A 13,637-nucleotide genomic window follows, 5' to 3' on the forward strand; every position below is an offset into this window, starting at 1 on the left:
GTCACGCCGGGTAGACGTCGACCTCGGCCGCCTTGACCGACAGCCACACCCGCGCGCCGGGCACGAGGGACAGCTCTGCGGCGGCCTGCGGCGTGACGTCGGCGGCGAGGTGGTCGGTGCGCACGCGCACGAGGTCGCCCCGCGGCTCCAGCGAGGTCACCGTGCCTCGGAAGGTGTTGCGCGGGGAGCCGTGCCGCTCGTCGAGGTAGACGGCGACCGCGGCGGGGCGGAAGACGGCGGTCATGGGCGCGCCGACCGCGGCGTCGGGATCGCCGTGCCCGTGCACCATCTCCCCGGCGGGCGTGCGGACGCCGTCGCCGGTCCACGTCCCGGCCAGGAGGTTGAGCCCCGCGATCTTCGCCGCGAAAGCGCTGCGCGGGCGGCTGAGCACCTGGGCGGTCGGGCCGCGCTCGACGACGCGCCCGCCCTCGACGACGGCGACCTCGTCGGCCAGCAGCAGGGCGTCGAGGACGTCGTGGGTCGTGATGATCGCGGTCTGGTCGGCGAGGAGCTGCTTGAGCGCCTGGCGCAGCGCGGGGGTGACGTCGACGTCGAGCGCGGCCATCGGCTCGTCGAGCAGCAGCAGCCGGGGCTCGGCCGCGAGCGCCCGCGCGACGGCGACGCGCTGGGCCTGCCCGCCGGACAGGGTCGACGGCGGGCGGTCGGCGAGGTGCGCGAGCCCGATCTGCTCCAGCCAGCGTCCGGCGGCGTCGTCCGCGTCCCGGCGTCGCACGCCCTGGGAGCGCGGGCCGAACGCGACGTTCTGCCGCACGGTCAGGTGCGGGAACAGCAGGGCCTCCTGCGCGAGCAGCGCGACCTGCCGGGCGTGCGGCGGCACCCAGGTGCGCGTGCGGCCGGCCTCGGCGCGCACCAGGGGGCGCCCGTCGAGCACGATCTCGCCGTCGTGCGGCCGCAGGGTCCCGGCCGCGAGGCCGAGCGCGGTGGACTTGCCCGCGCCGTTGGGACCGAGCAGCGCGAGGGTGCGGCCCTCGGGGACGTCGAGCTCGACGTGGAACCCGCGGGCCGGCAGCGTGGCGGCGAAGGTGAGCGTCACAGCGGGCTCCGGTCCCGCTGACCCTGCCTGGTGGCGGCGATGACGAGGACGGCGGCGACGACGAGCAGCAGGGAGAGGGCCACCGCGGCGTCGGGATCGGTCTCACGCTGCAGGTAGATCTCCAGCGGCAGGGTGCGCGTGACGCCCTGGAGGCTGCCGGCGAACGTGATGGTGGCGCCGAACTCCCCGAGCGCACGGGCGAACGACAGCACGGCGCCCGACAGCAGCCCGGGCCACACCAGCGGCAGCGTGACGCGGCGCAGCACCGTCGTGGGACGCGCGCCGAGCGACGCCGCGACCACCTCGTAGCGGGCGCCGGCCGTGCGCAGCGCACCCTCGAGGCTCGTGACGAGGAACGGCAGCGCGACGAACGTCTGGGCGAGCACCACCGCCGTCGTCGAGAACGCGATCTGCAGGCCGGCGACCTCGAGGGTCTCCCCGAGCAGCCCGCGGCGGCCGAACGTGTAGAGCAGCGCGATGCCGCCGACCACGGGCGGCAGCACCAGCGGCACCATCACCAGCGAGCGCAGCAGGTCGATCCCGGGGAAGCGGCACCGCGCCAGCACCAGCGCCATCGGGATCCCGAGGACCAGGCACACCACCGTGCTGGCCGCCGACGTCTGGAGGCTCAGCAGCAGCGCGGCCCGCGCCGACTCGCTGGTGATCAGCGACCAGTAGCTCGACCAGTCCACCCGCGTGGCCATCGCGACCAGCGGCAGCAGCACGAACAGCCCGCCCACCGCGGCGGGCACGAAGGCCCACCGCGGCAGGCCGACGGCCGCCTCCGGGCTGTGGCGGAGGCGGCGGTCGGTGGGGGTCGTGGTCATGCGCGTGTCACGGAGATGTCAGGGCCGCGAGGGGCGGTCAGGGTGCCGCGAAGCCGAAGCCGGACAGCGTCTGCTGCCCGTCGTCGGACAGCACGAGGTCGACGAACTCCTGCGCGAGGTCGGCGTGGTCGGTGTCGGCCACCGTCGCGATCGGGTAGGTGTTCACCGCGCTGGCGGACTCGGTGAACTCGATGCCCTCGACGTCGTCGCCCGCGGCGGCGACGTCCGTGACGTACACCAGCCCGGCGTCGGCCTCGCCCGCGGTCACCTTGCCGAGCACGTCGGTGACGCTCTGCTCCTCGCTCACCGGCGTCAGGTCGAGCCCCGCGGCGTCGGCGACCTTCGCGGAGGCGGCCCCGCACGGCACCTCCGGCGCGCAGAGCACCAGCTTCACCGCGGGGTCGGCCAGGTCGTCGAGCGTCTCGACACCGGCCGGGTTGCCCGGCGGGACGGCGATCTCCAACGTGTTGGTGGCGAAGTCCTGGGGGTCCGTGACCAGGTCGTCGGCGACCAGCTTGTCCATGTTCGCGGTGTCCGCCGAGGCGAACACGTCGGCCGGTGCGCCCTGCTGGATCTGCGCCACCAGGTCCGACGACCCGGCGAAGCTCAGCTGCACGTCCACGCCCTCGTGGGCCGCCTCGAACTGCTCGGCGAGGTCCTCGAACGAGCCCTTGAGCGACGCGGCGGCGAACACCGTGAGCGTCGTCGTGCCGGCCTCCGCGCCGTCGTCCTCCGACGCCGTCGTGCCGCAGCCCGCCAGCGCCGTCACGGCAGCGCCGATCGACAGGGCCGCCACCCCGGCGGCGATGTGCTTCCTCATGCGTCTCCTCGGTCGGGGGCCGGTCATGCCTCGGCCTCGATCACGACGGTCGTCGACTTGATGACCGCCACCGCCACGGAGCCGCGCTCCAGCCCGAGGTCGCGCACGGCCTCGCTGCTCATGAGCGACACCACGCGGAACGGGCCGCACTGCAGCTCCACCTGCGCCATCACCGTGTCCACCTGCAGGTCCGTGACGAGCCCGACGAAGCGGTTGCGCGCCGAGCTCTTCATCCCGCCCGGCAGCGCCGGGACGGTCGCGTGCTCGCGCGCGACCATCGCCACCTCGTACCCGTCGACGACCTTGCGGCCCGACGCGTCCGTCGTGGACCCGAGCAGCCCGCGATCGATCCACCGGCGCACCGTGTCGTCGCTGACACCGAGGTACACGGACGCTTCCGAAACTCGCATGTGCGGCACGATCGGAAGCATAGCCCCGCATCTGCGGGGAGTGCTGCGGGGGCGGATCTCGCCGGGGACCGCGGGCGGCGGGGGACATAGGCTGACGCCCGTGCATGACGACGTGACGCGGCGACGGTCGGTGGCCGACCACGCCGCCGCGGTGGCGGAGCTGGTCGAGCCCGCGCTGGCGGCGGCGCGTGGGCGGGCGTCCGCGCGGGTCGACATCTCGACCCTGCTGACGCAGGTCGGCGCCGGCGCCGGGCTCTCGCCCCGGGTGCTGGCGCGCGACGCGACGGCCGCCGTCGCGCTGCCCGGCTTCGACAACTCCCAGATGGACGGCTACGCGGTGCGCTCGGCGGACCTGGACGGCGCGTCCGGCCCGGTGGTCCTGCCCGTCGTCGCGCCCGTCCCCGCCGGCACGCAGCCGCCGCCGCTCGATCCGGGCACGGCGGCTCCCGTGATGACCGGGGCGCCGGTGCCCGCCGGCGCCGACGCCGTCGTCCGGATCGAGGACGCCGACCCGCCGCGCTTCCCGGACCTGGAGACCACGGCGACGGTCCGGTTCGCCGCCCCCGTCGCGCCGGGCACGTTCGTGCGCGCCGCGGGCTCCGACGTCGCGGCGGGCGACGTGCTGGTCGCTGCCGGGACGCCGCTCGGCGCACCCCAGCTCGGCGCGCTCGTCGCCGCGGGCGTCACGACCGTCGACGTCGCCGCACCGCCGCACGTGCTGCTCGTCTCCACCGGGTCGGAGCTGGCCCCCGCGGGCGCGCCGCTCGGCCCGGCGCAGGTGCACGACGCCAACGGCGCCGCGCTCACCGCCGCGCTCGGGCAGGCCGGCGCCCGCGTCACGACCCGCGTCGCGCCGGACCGGCCCGACGCGCTGCTCCGGGTGCTCGCGGACGCGCCGGGCGACGTGGCCCTCGTCGTCACGACCGGCGGTGTCTCCGCCGGGGCGTACGAGGTGGTGCGCCAGACCCTCACGGGCGCCTGGTTCGGGCACGTCGCCGTCCAGCCGGGCGGGCCGCAGGGCCTCGGCACGGTGACCCTCGGCTCCGGGCAGGACGTGCCGCTCGTCGCGTTCCCCGGCAACCCGGTCAGCGCGTACGTGTCGTTCGAGCTGTTCCTGCGCCCGGTGCTCGCCGCGGCGACGGGCGCGGCGCCCGCCCGCCGGGCCACCGGTCGCGCAGCCCTCGCCGAGCCGCTCGACTCACCCCCCGCGCTGCACCAGGTGCGGCGGGGCGAGCTCGACGCCGACGGTCGCGTGCGCATGACCGGCGGCCCCGGCTCGCACCTGCTGACCCACCTCGCCGCCGCGACGGTCCTCGTGCACGTGCCGCCCGGCGTCGCGCACCTCGACGCCGGCGACCCCGTCGACTACCAGGAGCTCCGTTGACCGATCCCTCGACCGACCCGGCCGACCCGACGCGGGGCCTGACCCACTACCGTGCCGACGGCGCGGCGCACATGGTCGACGTCTCCGCCAAGGACGTGACGAAGCGCGAGGCCACTGCGACCGGGGTGCTGCGCACGCGGGCCGACGTCGTCGCGCGGATCGCGTCGGGCGACCTGCCGAAGGGCGAGGCGATCACCACCGCCCGCATCGCGGGGATCCTGGGCGCGAAGCGCACCCCGGACCTCGTGCCGCTGTGCCACCCGCTGCCGATCTCCGGCGTGGAGATCGACGTCGTGCCCGCCTCCGACGGCTCCGGCACGGTGGCGATCACCGCGACCGTGCGCACCACCGGCCGCACCGGCGTCGAGATGGAGGCGCTCACGGCGGTCACCGTCGCCGGGCTGACGCTCTACGACATGATCAAGGCGGTCGACAAGGCGGCCGTGCTCACGGACGTGCAGGTGGTGGCCAAGTCGGGCGGCAAGTCCGGCGACTGGTCGCGCCCGGCGACGTCCTCCGAGACGCACGGGCAGGACGCATGACCGGCACGCGCGAGCACCACGAGGGGCGCGGCGGCGGGCACCCCGAGCGCCGCGTCGCCGTCGTCGTCGCCTCTGACCGGGCCGCGGCGGGGGAGTACGAGGACCGGTCGGGCCCGGCGGCCGTCGCGTGGTTCGCGGCGCGCGGCTGGTGCACGTCGCCGCCCGTCGTCGTGCCCGACGGCGATCCCGTGCGGGAGGCGCTGGCCGACCTGCTGGTCGCCGCCCCCGACGACGTGCCGCACCTGATCGTCACCAGCGGGGGCACCGGGCTCGGCCCGCGCGACCGCACCCCCGAGGCGACGCGCGCCGTGCTGGACCGCGAGGTGCCGGGGATCGCCGAGCTCGTCCGCGCGCGCTCGCTCGCGCCCACCGATCCCACGAAGCGGGCCGTCCCGGCCGCGGCCCTGTCCCGCGGCGTGGCCGGGGTGGCCGGCCGCACGCTGGTCGTCAACCTGCCCGGCTCCGTCGGCGGCGTGACCGACGGCCTCGACGCGCTCGCCGAGGTGCTCACCCACGCCGTCGACCAGCTCGCGGGCGGCGACCATCCCACGCCGGTGGGCCAGGAGCCTGACGCGCCCGCGGATGTCGCCGTGCTGCGCGCCGACGTCGTCGACGCGCCCCTGGACCCGCTGCTCGCGGAGCTGAGCGCGCTGGTGCGCGACGACGCGTGCGGCGCGGTGGCGACGTTCACCGGGTACGTCCGTGACCACGACGGCGGTCGCGGCGTCGCGCACCTGCACTACGAGGCGCACCCGGACGCCGCGACGGTGCTGCGGACGGTGGCGGAGCGCGTCGCGCACCGCACGGCCGCGGCGACGGGGGACCGCGTCCGCGTCGCCGTCGTGCACCGCACGGGCGACCTGAGGATCGGCGACGTCGCGGTGGTGGCGGCCGTGGCCGCGGGGCACCGCCAGGCGGCGTTCACCGCCGCGTCGGACCTGGTCGAGGAGCTCAAGGCCGAGGTGCCGATCTGGAAGGAGCAGGGCTTCGACGACGGCACGTCGGAGTGGGTCGCCTCGCTCGGCTGACTGGTCGCGGAGAGGCCGCGACGGCGACGAGCCAGCAGGTCACCTGCTGTTCACCTGAGGGTCGGTGTCACGACGACGTGACGCCATCGGTGCTCCCTACCGTCGGGCTCGTCACCCCCGGTCCCGTCACCGCCCTATCTCAGGAGTGCCACCGATGACGATCGCCCCCGAGTCGCGCCCGCTGCTGGAGCTCGCGGCCACGCCTCACACCCCCCACTACGCCCGCGGCAAGCGCAGCGCGGTCACGTGCCGGCTCAAGTGCGCCGACGCGTGCTCGCACCCCGCGCCCAACGAGTCCGCCAACGAGTACTTCCGCGACGTCGCGGCGCGGGCCCTGTCCCGCCGCGTCATGCTCGGCGGCCTCGCCGCCGCGGCCGCCACCGTCGTCGTCGGCGCGCAGGTCGCCGGCGCGCCAGGCGCGGGCGCCGTCACGTCTTCCGGAGCTGCCGCGGGCCGCGGCTCCGGCAAGGGCCTGGCCTTCGGCGCCATCGCGCCCCAGGACGCCGGCGTGGACGCCTTCGTCGTGCCCGAGGGGTACGAGTGGTCGCCGATCATCCGCTGGGGCGACCCGATCCTGCCCGGCGGCCGCGCGTTCGACGCGGCGAACCAGACGCCGGAGCAGCAGGCCAAGCAGTTCGGCTACAACGTCGACTACCTCGACATCCTGCCGGCCGACCCGGACGACGTCCGCCCCCGCGGCGGCAAGACGAAGCGCGGCACGCGCGGGCTGCTCGTGAGCAACCACGAGTACACCAACGCCGGGATCATGTTCGACGCGTCGTACGACGCGGCCACGCGGCGCGCGATCGAGCGCGCCGCCTGGGGGCTGTCGGTCGTCGAGGTGCGTCGCGACCGCGAGGGCTCGCCGTGGACGTACTCGCGGATCAGCCGCTACAACCGCCGCATCACGGTGGAGACCGAGTTCCGGGTGGACGGCCCGGCGGCAGGCTCCTACCTGATGAAGACGGTCGAGGACCCGAGCGGCACCCGGGTGCGCGGCACCCTCAACAACTGCGCGGGCGGCACCACGCCGTGGGGCACCGTCGTCTCCGGCGAGGAGAACTACAACGCGAACTTCCGCGTCAGCGGCAAGGACCCGCGGGACGCGCGGTACGGCCTGGCCGACAAGGCGACCAGCTACGGCTGGGAGCTCGACGACCCGCGGTTCGACGGTCGCAACCCCGGCTACGAGTACGAGAGCCACCGCTTCGGCTGGATCGTCGAGGTGGACCCGTACGAGCCCGACGAGGCGCCGGTGAAGCACACGGCGATGGGCCGCTTCAAGCACGAGGGAGCCAACGTCATCCTGTCGAAGCGCGGCCACGCCGTGGCGTACATGGGCGACGACGAGCGCTTCGACTACGTGTACAAGTTCGTGTCGAAGAACCGCTTCCGCGAGGGCAGCAGCCGCGGGGCGCGCCGGCACAACAAGACCCTGCTCTCCGAGGGCGACCTGTACGTCGCGCGGTTCCGGGGCGACTCCCCGGCGTCCGAGATCGACGGCACGGGCGCGGTCCCGTCCGACGGCGCCTTCGACGGCACGGGCGAGTGGGTGGCGCTGGTCAAGGACGGCGAGTCGCAGGTGCCGGGCATGACCACGGAGGAGGTGCTCGTCTTCACGCGGCTGGCCGCGGACGCCGTCGGCGCCACCAAGATGGACCGCCCGGAGGACGTGGAGCCCAACCCGCTCACCGGCCGCATCTACGTGGCGTGCACCAACAACACCGACCGCGGCAAGGAGGGCAAGGAGGGCGCCACCGAGCCCAACCCGCGCACCACCAACCGCGACGGCCACGTCGTGGAGATCATCGAGGACCGCGGCGACCAGACCGCCACCACGTTCACGTGGAACCTGCTGCTCGTCGCGGGCGACCCGTCCGTGAACGACTCGACGTACTTCTCCGGCTTCCCCGCCGACAAGGTGTCCCCCATCTCGTGCCCGGACAACCTCGCGTTCGACGCCGAGGGCAACCTGTGGATCTCCACCGACGGCGCGCCGTCGACGATCCAGAAGTGCGACGGGCTGTTCAAGGTCACGCTCACCGGACGCCAGCGGGGCCGCGTCGAGCAGTTCCTGTCGGTGCCGCGAGAGGCCGAGACGTGCGGGCCGGTCGTGGACTCCCGCGACGCGATGGTCTACGTCAACGTCCAGCACCCGGGCGAGAACGGCAGCACCGCCGCCCAGAACTCCTACTTCCCGGACTACCTCGCCGAGGGGGAGCGGGCTCCGGCCGGCGCGTGGCGCGGCCCGCGGCCGTCCACGATCCAGGTCTACAAGGCCGGCCGCGGCGAGCACCCGGGCAACGGCCACGGCAACGGCAACGGTCACGGGAACGGCACCGGTCACGGGAACGGCAAGGGCGACGGCTGGGACGGCCCCGGCCCGTTCCCCTGGCCCCGCCACCGCTGACCGCGAGGTAGTTCCGGTCTCGCCGAGGTAGTTCCGGTCTCGCCGAGGTAGTGGACCAGACCACTACCTCGGCGAGAGCTGGACTACCTCGCGGGTTCTCGAGCTACCTCGCGGGGGCACGGACCACCTCGGCACGTGCGGACCACCTCGTGGTGACTCGGGCCCCCTCGCGGAGCCCGGGGGAACAGTTCGTAGACTGGGGGACCGTGACCACCCCCGAGGCTCCCGCGGGCGCCTACCTCGACCACGCCGCCACGACCCCCATGTCGCGGGCGGCGCTCGAGGCGTACGTCGCGGAGGCCGGCCGGACCGGCAACGCGAGCTCGCTGCACTCCGCGGGGCGGGCGGCCCGCCGGGCCGTCGAGGAGTCGCGCGAGTCCGTCGCGGCGTCGCTGGGCGCCCGGCCCAGCGAGGTGATCTTCACCGGCGGCGGCACGGAGTCCGACAACCTCGCCATCAAGGGGATCTTCTGGGGCCGGCGCCGCACCGACGCGCGCCGCACCCGCGTGCTGGTCTCCGCCGTCGAGCACCACGCGGTGCTCGACCCGGCGTTCTGGCTCGCGGGGCACGCGGGCGCGGAGATCGTCCTGCTGCCGGTGGACGGCGACGGCCGCGTGGACCTCGCGGCCCTGCGCGCCGAGCTGACGGAGCACGGCGACGAGGTCGCGCTCGTCTCGGTGATGTGGGCCAACAACGAGGTGGGCACGCTGCAGCCGGTGCGCGACGTCGTCCGGCTCGCGCACCAGCACGGGGTGCCCGTGCACACGGACGCGGTGCAGGCCGTGGGCCAGGTCGAGGTCGACTTCGCGGCCTCCGGCGTGGACGCCATGACGGTGACCGCGCACAAGCTGGGCGGCCCGCTCGGCGTGGGCGCGCTGTTCGCCCGCCGCGACCTGCCGCTCGAGGCGGTGCTGCACGGCGGGGGCCAGGAGCGCGGGGTGCGCTCCGGCACCCTCGACGTGCCCGGGATCCGGTCGTTCGCCGTCGCGCTGGCGGAGACCGTCGCCGCGCGGCACGAGCGCGCCGCGGCCCTGAGCGCCCTGCGCGACCGGCTCGTCGCCGGCGTGCGCGCCGCGGACCCGGAGGCGGTGCTCCGCGGGCCCGACCCGGGCTCGGACGACGGCGCCGCCGCCCGGCTGCCCGGCAACGCGCACTTCACCTTCCCCGGCGCCGAGGGCGACTCGCTGTTCTACCTGCTGGACTCCGCGGGCGTGCAGGCCTCCACCGGGTCCGCCTGCCAGGCGGGCGTGCCGCAGCCGTCGCACGTGCTGCTCGCGATGGGCGTGCCGGAGCTCGACGCGCGCGGCGCCCTGCGCTTCTCGCTCGGCGCGACGTCGACCGCCGACGACGTCGAGCGCCTCGTCGCCGCGCTGCCCCAGGTGGTCCAGCGGGCGCGCGCGGCCGGGCTGGTCTCCGCGCCGGCCGGCGCGGGGGGCACGGCATGAGGGTGCTGGCCGCCATGTCGGGCGGCGTGGACTCGGCCGTCGCCGCGGCGCTCGCCGTGGAGGCGGGCCACGAGGTCGTCGGCGTGCACATGGCGCTGAGCCGCAACCGCGACCAGTTCCGCACGGGCTCGCGCGGCTGCTGCTCCATCGAGGACGCCGGCGACGCGCGCCGGGCCGCGGACGTGCTCGGCATCCCGTACTACGTGTGGGACCTGTCCGAGCGGTTCGAGGAGACGGTCGTCGCGGACTTCCTGTCGGAGTACGAGGCGGGCCGCACCCCGAACCCGTGCGTGCGCTGCAACGAGCACATCAAGTTCGAGGCCCTGCTCGACAAAGCCACGGCCCTCGGGTTCGACGCCGTCGCCACCGGCCACTACGCGCGGGTCGTGACGCACGAGGCCCCCGACGGCACGGTGACCCGCGAGCTGCACCGGTCGCCGAACGACGAGAAGGACCAGTCGTACGTGCTGGCGGTGATGGGCCCGGACCGGCTGGCGCGCGCGATGTTCCCGCTCGGCGGCTTCGCCTCCAAGGCCGAGGTGCGCGCGGAGGCCGAGCGCCGCGGCCTGTCCGTGAGCGCCAAGCCCGACTCCTACGACATCTGCTTCGTGGCCGACGGCGACACCCGCGGTTTCCTGCGCGACCGGCTCGGCTCGCGCCCGGGGCAGGTCGTGGACACCGACGGCGCCGTCGTCGGGGAGCACGACGGCGCGTACGCGTTCACGGTCGGCCAGCGCAAGGGGCTCGGACTCGGCACCCCCGCCGCCGACGGGCGCGCGCGGTACGTCGTGGACGTGCAGACGTCGACCAACACCGTCGTCGTGGGCCCGGCCGAGCTGCTGAGCGTGGACCGGGTCGCCGCCGGGAAGGCCGTCTGGCTCGCCCCGCCGCCCACCGCCTGGGTCGACGACGTCGAGGTGCAGGTCCGCGCCCACGGCGCGCCGGTCCCCGCGCGGGTGCGCACGACGACCGCCGCCGACGGCACGACCGGGATCGACGTGGAGCTGACGGGCCGCCCGCTGCGCGGGGTCGCCGCCGGGCAGTCGCTGGTCGTGTACCGCGGCACGCGCGTGCTCGGCCAGGGCACGGTCGCGCGGGCCTGGCGCGGCTGACGCGGCGCCCGGCCGGAGGGTCAGCCCCGGGCGAGCCGCTGCCGGTGCGCCTCGTACAGCACGATCGAGGCGGCGTTCGAGGCGTTGAGCGAGCTGGCCGAACCGGCCATGGGGATCGCGACGGTGACGTCGGCGGCCTCGCGCCACCCCCTCGACAGCCCGGCCGTCTCGTTGCCGACGGCGAGCAGGACGGGGCCGGTGAGGTCGACGTCGGCGGGGGCGGCGTCGCCGTCCTCGTCGGTCGCGACGACGGTCACCGGGCGCCCGGCGGCGCGGTGCGCACCCACCCAGTCCATGACCTCGCCGTGCGAGGCCGCCCGCACCACGGGCAGCGCGAACAGGGAGCCGGTCGTCGCGCGCACGGCCTTCGGGTCGTACGGGTCGGCGGCGTGGCCGGTGACGACGAGCCCGTCGGCGCCGAACGCGTCGGCGGAGCGCACCACCGCGCCGATGTTGCCCGGCTGGGTGGGCCGGTCGAAGACGACGCCCAGGAACGCCGGCCCGACCGGGACTCGCGCCAGGTCGTCGTCCGGCATCGCGACGACCGCCAGCAGCTCGCTGGCGCCCTCGTCCTTCTCGGCGAGCTCGGCGAGCAGGTCGGGAGACATCGCGATCGTCTCGGCGCCCGTCGCCTGCAGCATCTCCTGGGCCCACGACGACAGCCGGCGGTCCGTCTCGTGCAGCAGCGTGCGCACCTGCCAGCCGTGCTCGACGGCCATCGTGATCGGGCGCACGCCCTGCACCAGGAACTCCCCGGCGCGGCCCCGCTTGGTGCGGTTCGTGAGCAGCGTCTGCAGCTGCTGGAAACGGGCGTTGCGCACGGTGATCCGCATGGGCGCAGTCTCCCACGGGTAGCCGGACGGCCCGACGTGCGGCGGCTCCGGTCAGCGGCGCAGCTCGTGCTCCCACCACACCTGGTCGCGCATCACCCAGTGCTCGGCCTCGAGCCCGTCGGCGACGCGGACCAGGTGCATCTCGCGCACGGTGAAGCGCCGGTGCGACGGCGCGACGCCGAGGAAGAACCCCGAGTGCAGGGCGCTGAACGCGACGTGCAGGGCCACCAGGTCACCCTCCGTGACGGCGTGCAGCACCTCGACCCGCTGCTCGTCGAAGGCGTCGTGGAACCAGTGCATGGTCGCCACCAGCGCGTCGGGCCCGCCGGCGCAGCCCGGCAGCACGTCGTGGTTGCGGAAGCCGGGCGCGAGCTGGCGTCGCAGCACCGCCTCCGCGCCCGACGGCATCGCGTTGGCGTGCACGCGCGTCGCGACCGCCCGCGGGGTGGACAGCACGGCCCGTGACCCGCCCGCGGGTTGCGCGAGCGGTGACGCGGAGGCCCGGCCCGCGGGTGCGGCGGGCGCCTGGTCGAGGATGACGGACATCGGGACTCCTTCGTCGGACCGTTACCGTGCTCCTACCCTTCGAGAGCGGCGGTGGGCCGCTGCATGACGGGGTGGGAGAGGTGACATCGGGTGACATCGGGTGACAGCGTGGTGGACGTCGTGGACGGACGACCGGCCGGGGCGGGGGCGGACGCGTGACCGCGGTCTCCGGGCACGGACCCTGGCCCGGCGGCGTGCGCGACGAGCTCGTGGCGCAGCAGACCGTGCTCGACGACCTGGCGTCGTCGCCCACCGGGGTCGATCCTGTGCCGTTCCTCGCCCAGCTCACCGGTCGCGGGCCGGGGGCCGACGCCGTCGGTCGGACGGCGTCGCTGCTGGCGGAGATGCCGGTCGAGCTGGGCCCGCACGGCTGGAAGCTCACCGACCACCCCGGCGCCGACCTGCGCCGCGCGGAGTCCCTGCTGCGGGAGGACCTGTCCGCGCTTGCGGTCGCGGCCGTCGGCCACGACGGCCCGCTCGCCGTCGAGCTCACGGGCCCGTGGACCCTCGCCGCGCAGCTGTGGTCCGCGCGCGGCGACCGGGTGCTCGCCGACGTCGGCGCCCGCCGCGACCTGTCGCTCGGGCTGGCCGAGGCCGTGCGCCGGCACCTGGCGGAGGTGCGGGCCCAGGTCCCCGGCGCGACGCCGGTCGTGCAGCTCACCGAGCCGCTGCTGGGACAGGTGCACGCGGGCGTGCTGCCCAGCTTCTCCGGCTACTCCCGGCTCCGGGCCGTGCCCGGGCCCGACGTCGTCGAGGGGCTGCGGCCCGTCGTCGACGCCGCCCACGACGCCGGCGCCCGCGTCGTCGTGCACCTCGGCGCCACCTGGGTGGGCGTGCCGCCCGTCGCGCTCGCGGGGGCGGACGCCGTCGGGCTGGACCTCGCCGACGTCGGTGGCGCGGGGGAGTCGGCGGGCTGGAACGAGCGCGCCTGGGAGCTGCTCGCCCGCGCCACCGAGCGGGGCATGGGCCTGTGGGCCGGGCTGCCGCCCGCCACCGTCTCGCAGTGCTCCGGGCCGCAGCTCGGCGAGCTGGTCCGCCTGGTCGCCGAGCCGTGGCGCCGCATCGGGCTGCCCGCGGCCGGGCTGGCCGACGTGACGCTGCTCGCGGCGCCCCGACGGAGCCTCGCCGACGTCGACACCCATCGCGCGGAGCTGGCGAACCTCGGGCGGGTGGCGGAGGCGCTCGCGGAGCGCGCGGCGTCCTGAGCCGGCCCTGCGTGCGGGACG

At 75.7% G+C, this 13,637-nt stretch carries 13 protein-coding genes; 7 read left to right on the forward strand and 6 right to left on the reverse strand.

From position 1 onward, the window contains the following. Position 1 precedes the first annotated feature (1 nt). From ACFQ8E_RS18685 to ACFQ8E_RS18700, 4 genes are read right to left on the reverse strand one after another with little or no spacing between them, the layout of a single operon-like run. Positions 2 to 1,054, reverse strand: a complete 1,053-nt coding sequence (locus ACFQ8E_RS18685) for a sulfate/molybdate ABC transporter ATP-binding protein (RefSeq protein ID WP_430552071.1) — start codon at positions 1,052 to 1,054, stop codon at positions 2 to 4. After that, a complete protein-coding gene (locus ACFQ8E_RS18690; protein ID WP_430552072.1) occupies positions 1,051 to 1,881 on the reverse strand; it encodes an ABC transporter permease in 831 nt (276 codons plus the stop codon). Before ACFQ8E_RS18690 ends, ACFQ8E_RS18685 begins: the two co-directional genes overlap by 4 nt. A gap of 37 nt (positions 1,882 to 1,918) precedes the next feature. Beyond that, positions 1,919 to 2,701: a molybdate ABC transporter substrate-binding protein gene (gene modA, locus ACFQ8E_RS18695; protein WP_430552073.1), complete on the reverse strand. Its 783-nt coding sequence runs from the start codon at positions 2,699 to 2,701 to the stop codon at positions 1,919 to 1,921. A gap of 23 nt (positions 2,702 to 2,724) precedes the next feature. Beyond that, a complete protein-coding gene (locus tag ACFQ8E_RS18700; protein ID WP_380241837.1) occupies positions 2,725 to 3,120 on the reverse strand; it encodes a TOBE domain-containing protein in 396 nt (131 codons plus the stop codon). A 91-nt stretch (positions 3,121 to 3,211) separates the two neighbouring features. On the opposite strand from ACFQ8E_RS18700, the gene glp reads away from it, so the two are divergent. The 6 genes from glp to mnmA all read left to right on the forward strand — a co-directional run bounded on the left by glp (position 3,212) and on the right by mnmA (position 11,032). Then, positions 3,212 to 4,495, forward strand: a complete 1,284-nt coding sequence (gene glp / locus ACFQ8E_RS18705; RefSeq protein ID WP_430552074.1) for a gephyrin-like molybdotransferase Glp — start codon at positions 3,212 to 3,214, stop codon at positions 4,493 to 4,495. 71 nt (positions 4,496 to 4,566) lie between these two features. Beyond that, positions 4,567 to 5,037, forward strand: coding sequence for a cyclic pyranopterin monophosphate synthase MoaC (gene moaC / locus ACFQ8E_RS18710; RefSeq protein ID WP_430552106.1), 471 nt, complete (start codon positions 4,567 to 4,569; stop codon positions 5,035 to 5,037). After that, positions 5,034 to 6,065 carry a molybdenum cofactor biosynthesis protein MoaE gene (locus ACFQ8E_RS18715; RefSeq protein ID WP_430552075.1) on the forward strand — a complete coding sequence of 344 codons (1,032 nt, stop codon included), beginning with the start codon at positions 5,034 to 5,036 and terminating at the stop codon, positions 6,063 to 6,065. Before moaC ends, ACFQ8E_RS18715 begins: the two co-directional genes overlap by 4 nt. Positions 6,066 to 6,219: 154 nt before the next feature. Continuing rightward, complete coding sequence (locus ACFQ8E_RS18720; protein WP_430552076.1) at positions 6,220 to 8,475, forward strand: PhoX family protein; 2,256 nt, start codon at positions 6,220 to 6,222, stop codon at positions 8,473 to 8,475. A 206-nt stretch (positions 8,476 to 8,681) separates the two neighbouring features. Next, on the forward strand, positions 8,682 to 9,920 hold the full coding sequence (locus tag ACFQ8E_RS18725) for a cysteine desulfurase family protein (protein WP_430552077.1): 1,239 nt from the start codon (positions 8,682 to 8,684) through the stop codon (positions 9,918 to 9,920). Next, positions 9,917 to 11,032, forward strand: a complete 1,116-nt coding sequence (mnmA, locus tag ACFQ8E_RS18730; protein ID WP_430552078.1) for a tRNA 2-thiouridine(34) synthase MnmA — start codon at positions 9,917 to 9,919, stop codon at positions 11,030 to 11,032. The genes ACFQ8E_RS18725 and mnmA overlap by 4 nt, the downstream gene beginning before the upstream one ends. A 20-nt stretch (positions 11,033 to 11,052) precedes the next feature. On the opposite strand, the gene ACFQ8E_RS18735 is transcribed toward mnmA, so the two are convergent. After that, the gene (locus ACFQ8E_RS18735) at positions 11,053 to 11,865 is read right to left on the reverse strand and encodes a TrmH family RNA methyltransferase (RefSeq protein ID WP_430552079.1); all 813 of its coding nucleotides are present in this window, start codon (positions 11,863 to 11,865) and stop codon (positions 11,053 to 11,055) included. Positions 11,866 to 11,916: 51 nt separating this feature from the next. Then, on the reverse strand, positions 11,917 to 12,411 hold the full coding sequence (locus tag ACFQ8E_RS18740) for an ester cyclase (protein ID WP_430552080.1): 495 nt from the start codon (positions 12,409 to 12,411) through the stop codon (positions 11,917 to 11,919). Between the two features lie 155 nt (positions 12,412 to 12,566). Between ACFQ8E_RS18740 and ACFQ8E_RS18745 the strand changes: the two genes are divergently transcribed. Then, entirely contained in the window at positions 12,567 to 13,616 is a 1,050-nt protein-coding gene (locus ACFQ8E_RS18745; RefSeq protein WP_430552081.1) for a hypothetical protein, read from the forward strand. Positions 13,617 to 13,637: the final 21 nt, after the last annotated feature.

The sequence above is a fragment of the Isoptericola sp. NPDC056573 genome (assembly GCF_042793335.1).
In the GTDB taxonomy this organism is placed as follows: Bacteria; Actinomycetota; Actinomycetes; order Actinomycetales; family Cellulomonadaceae; genus Isoptericola.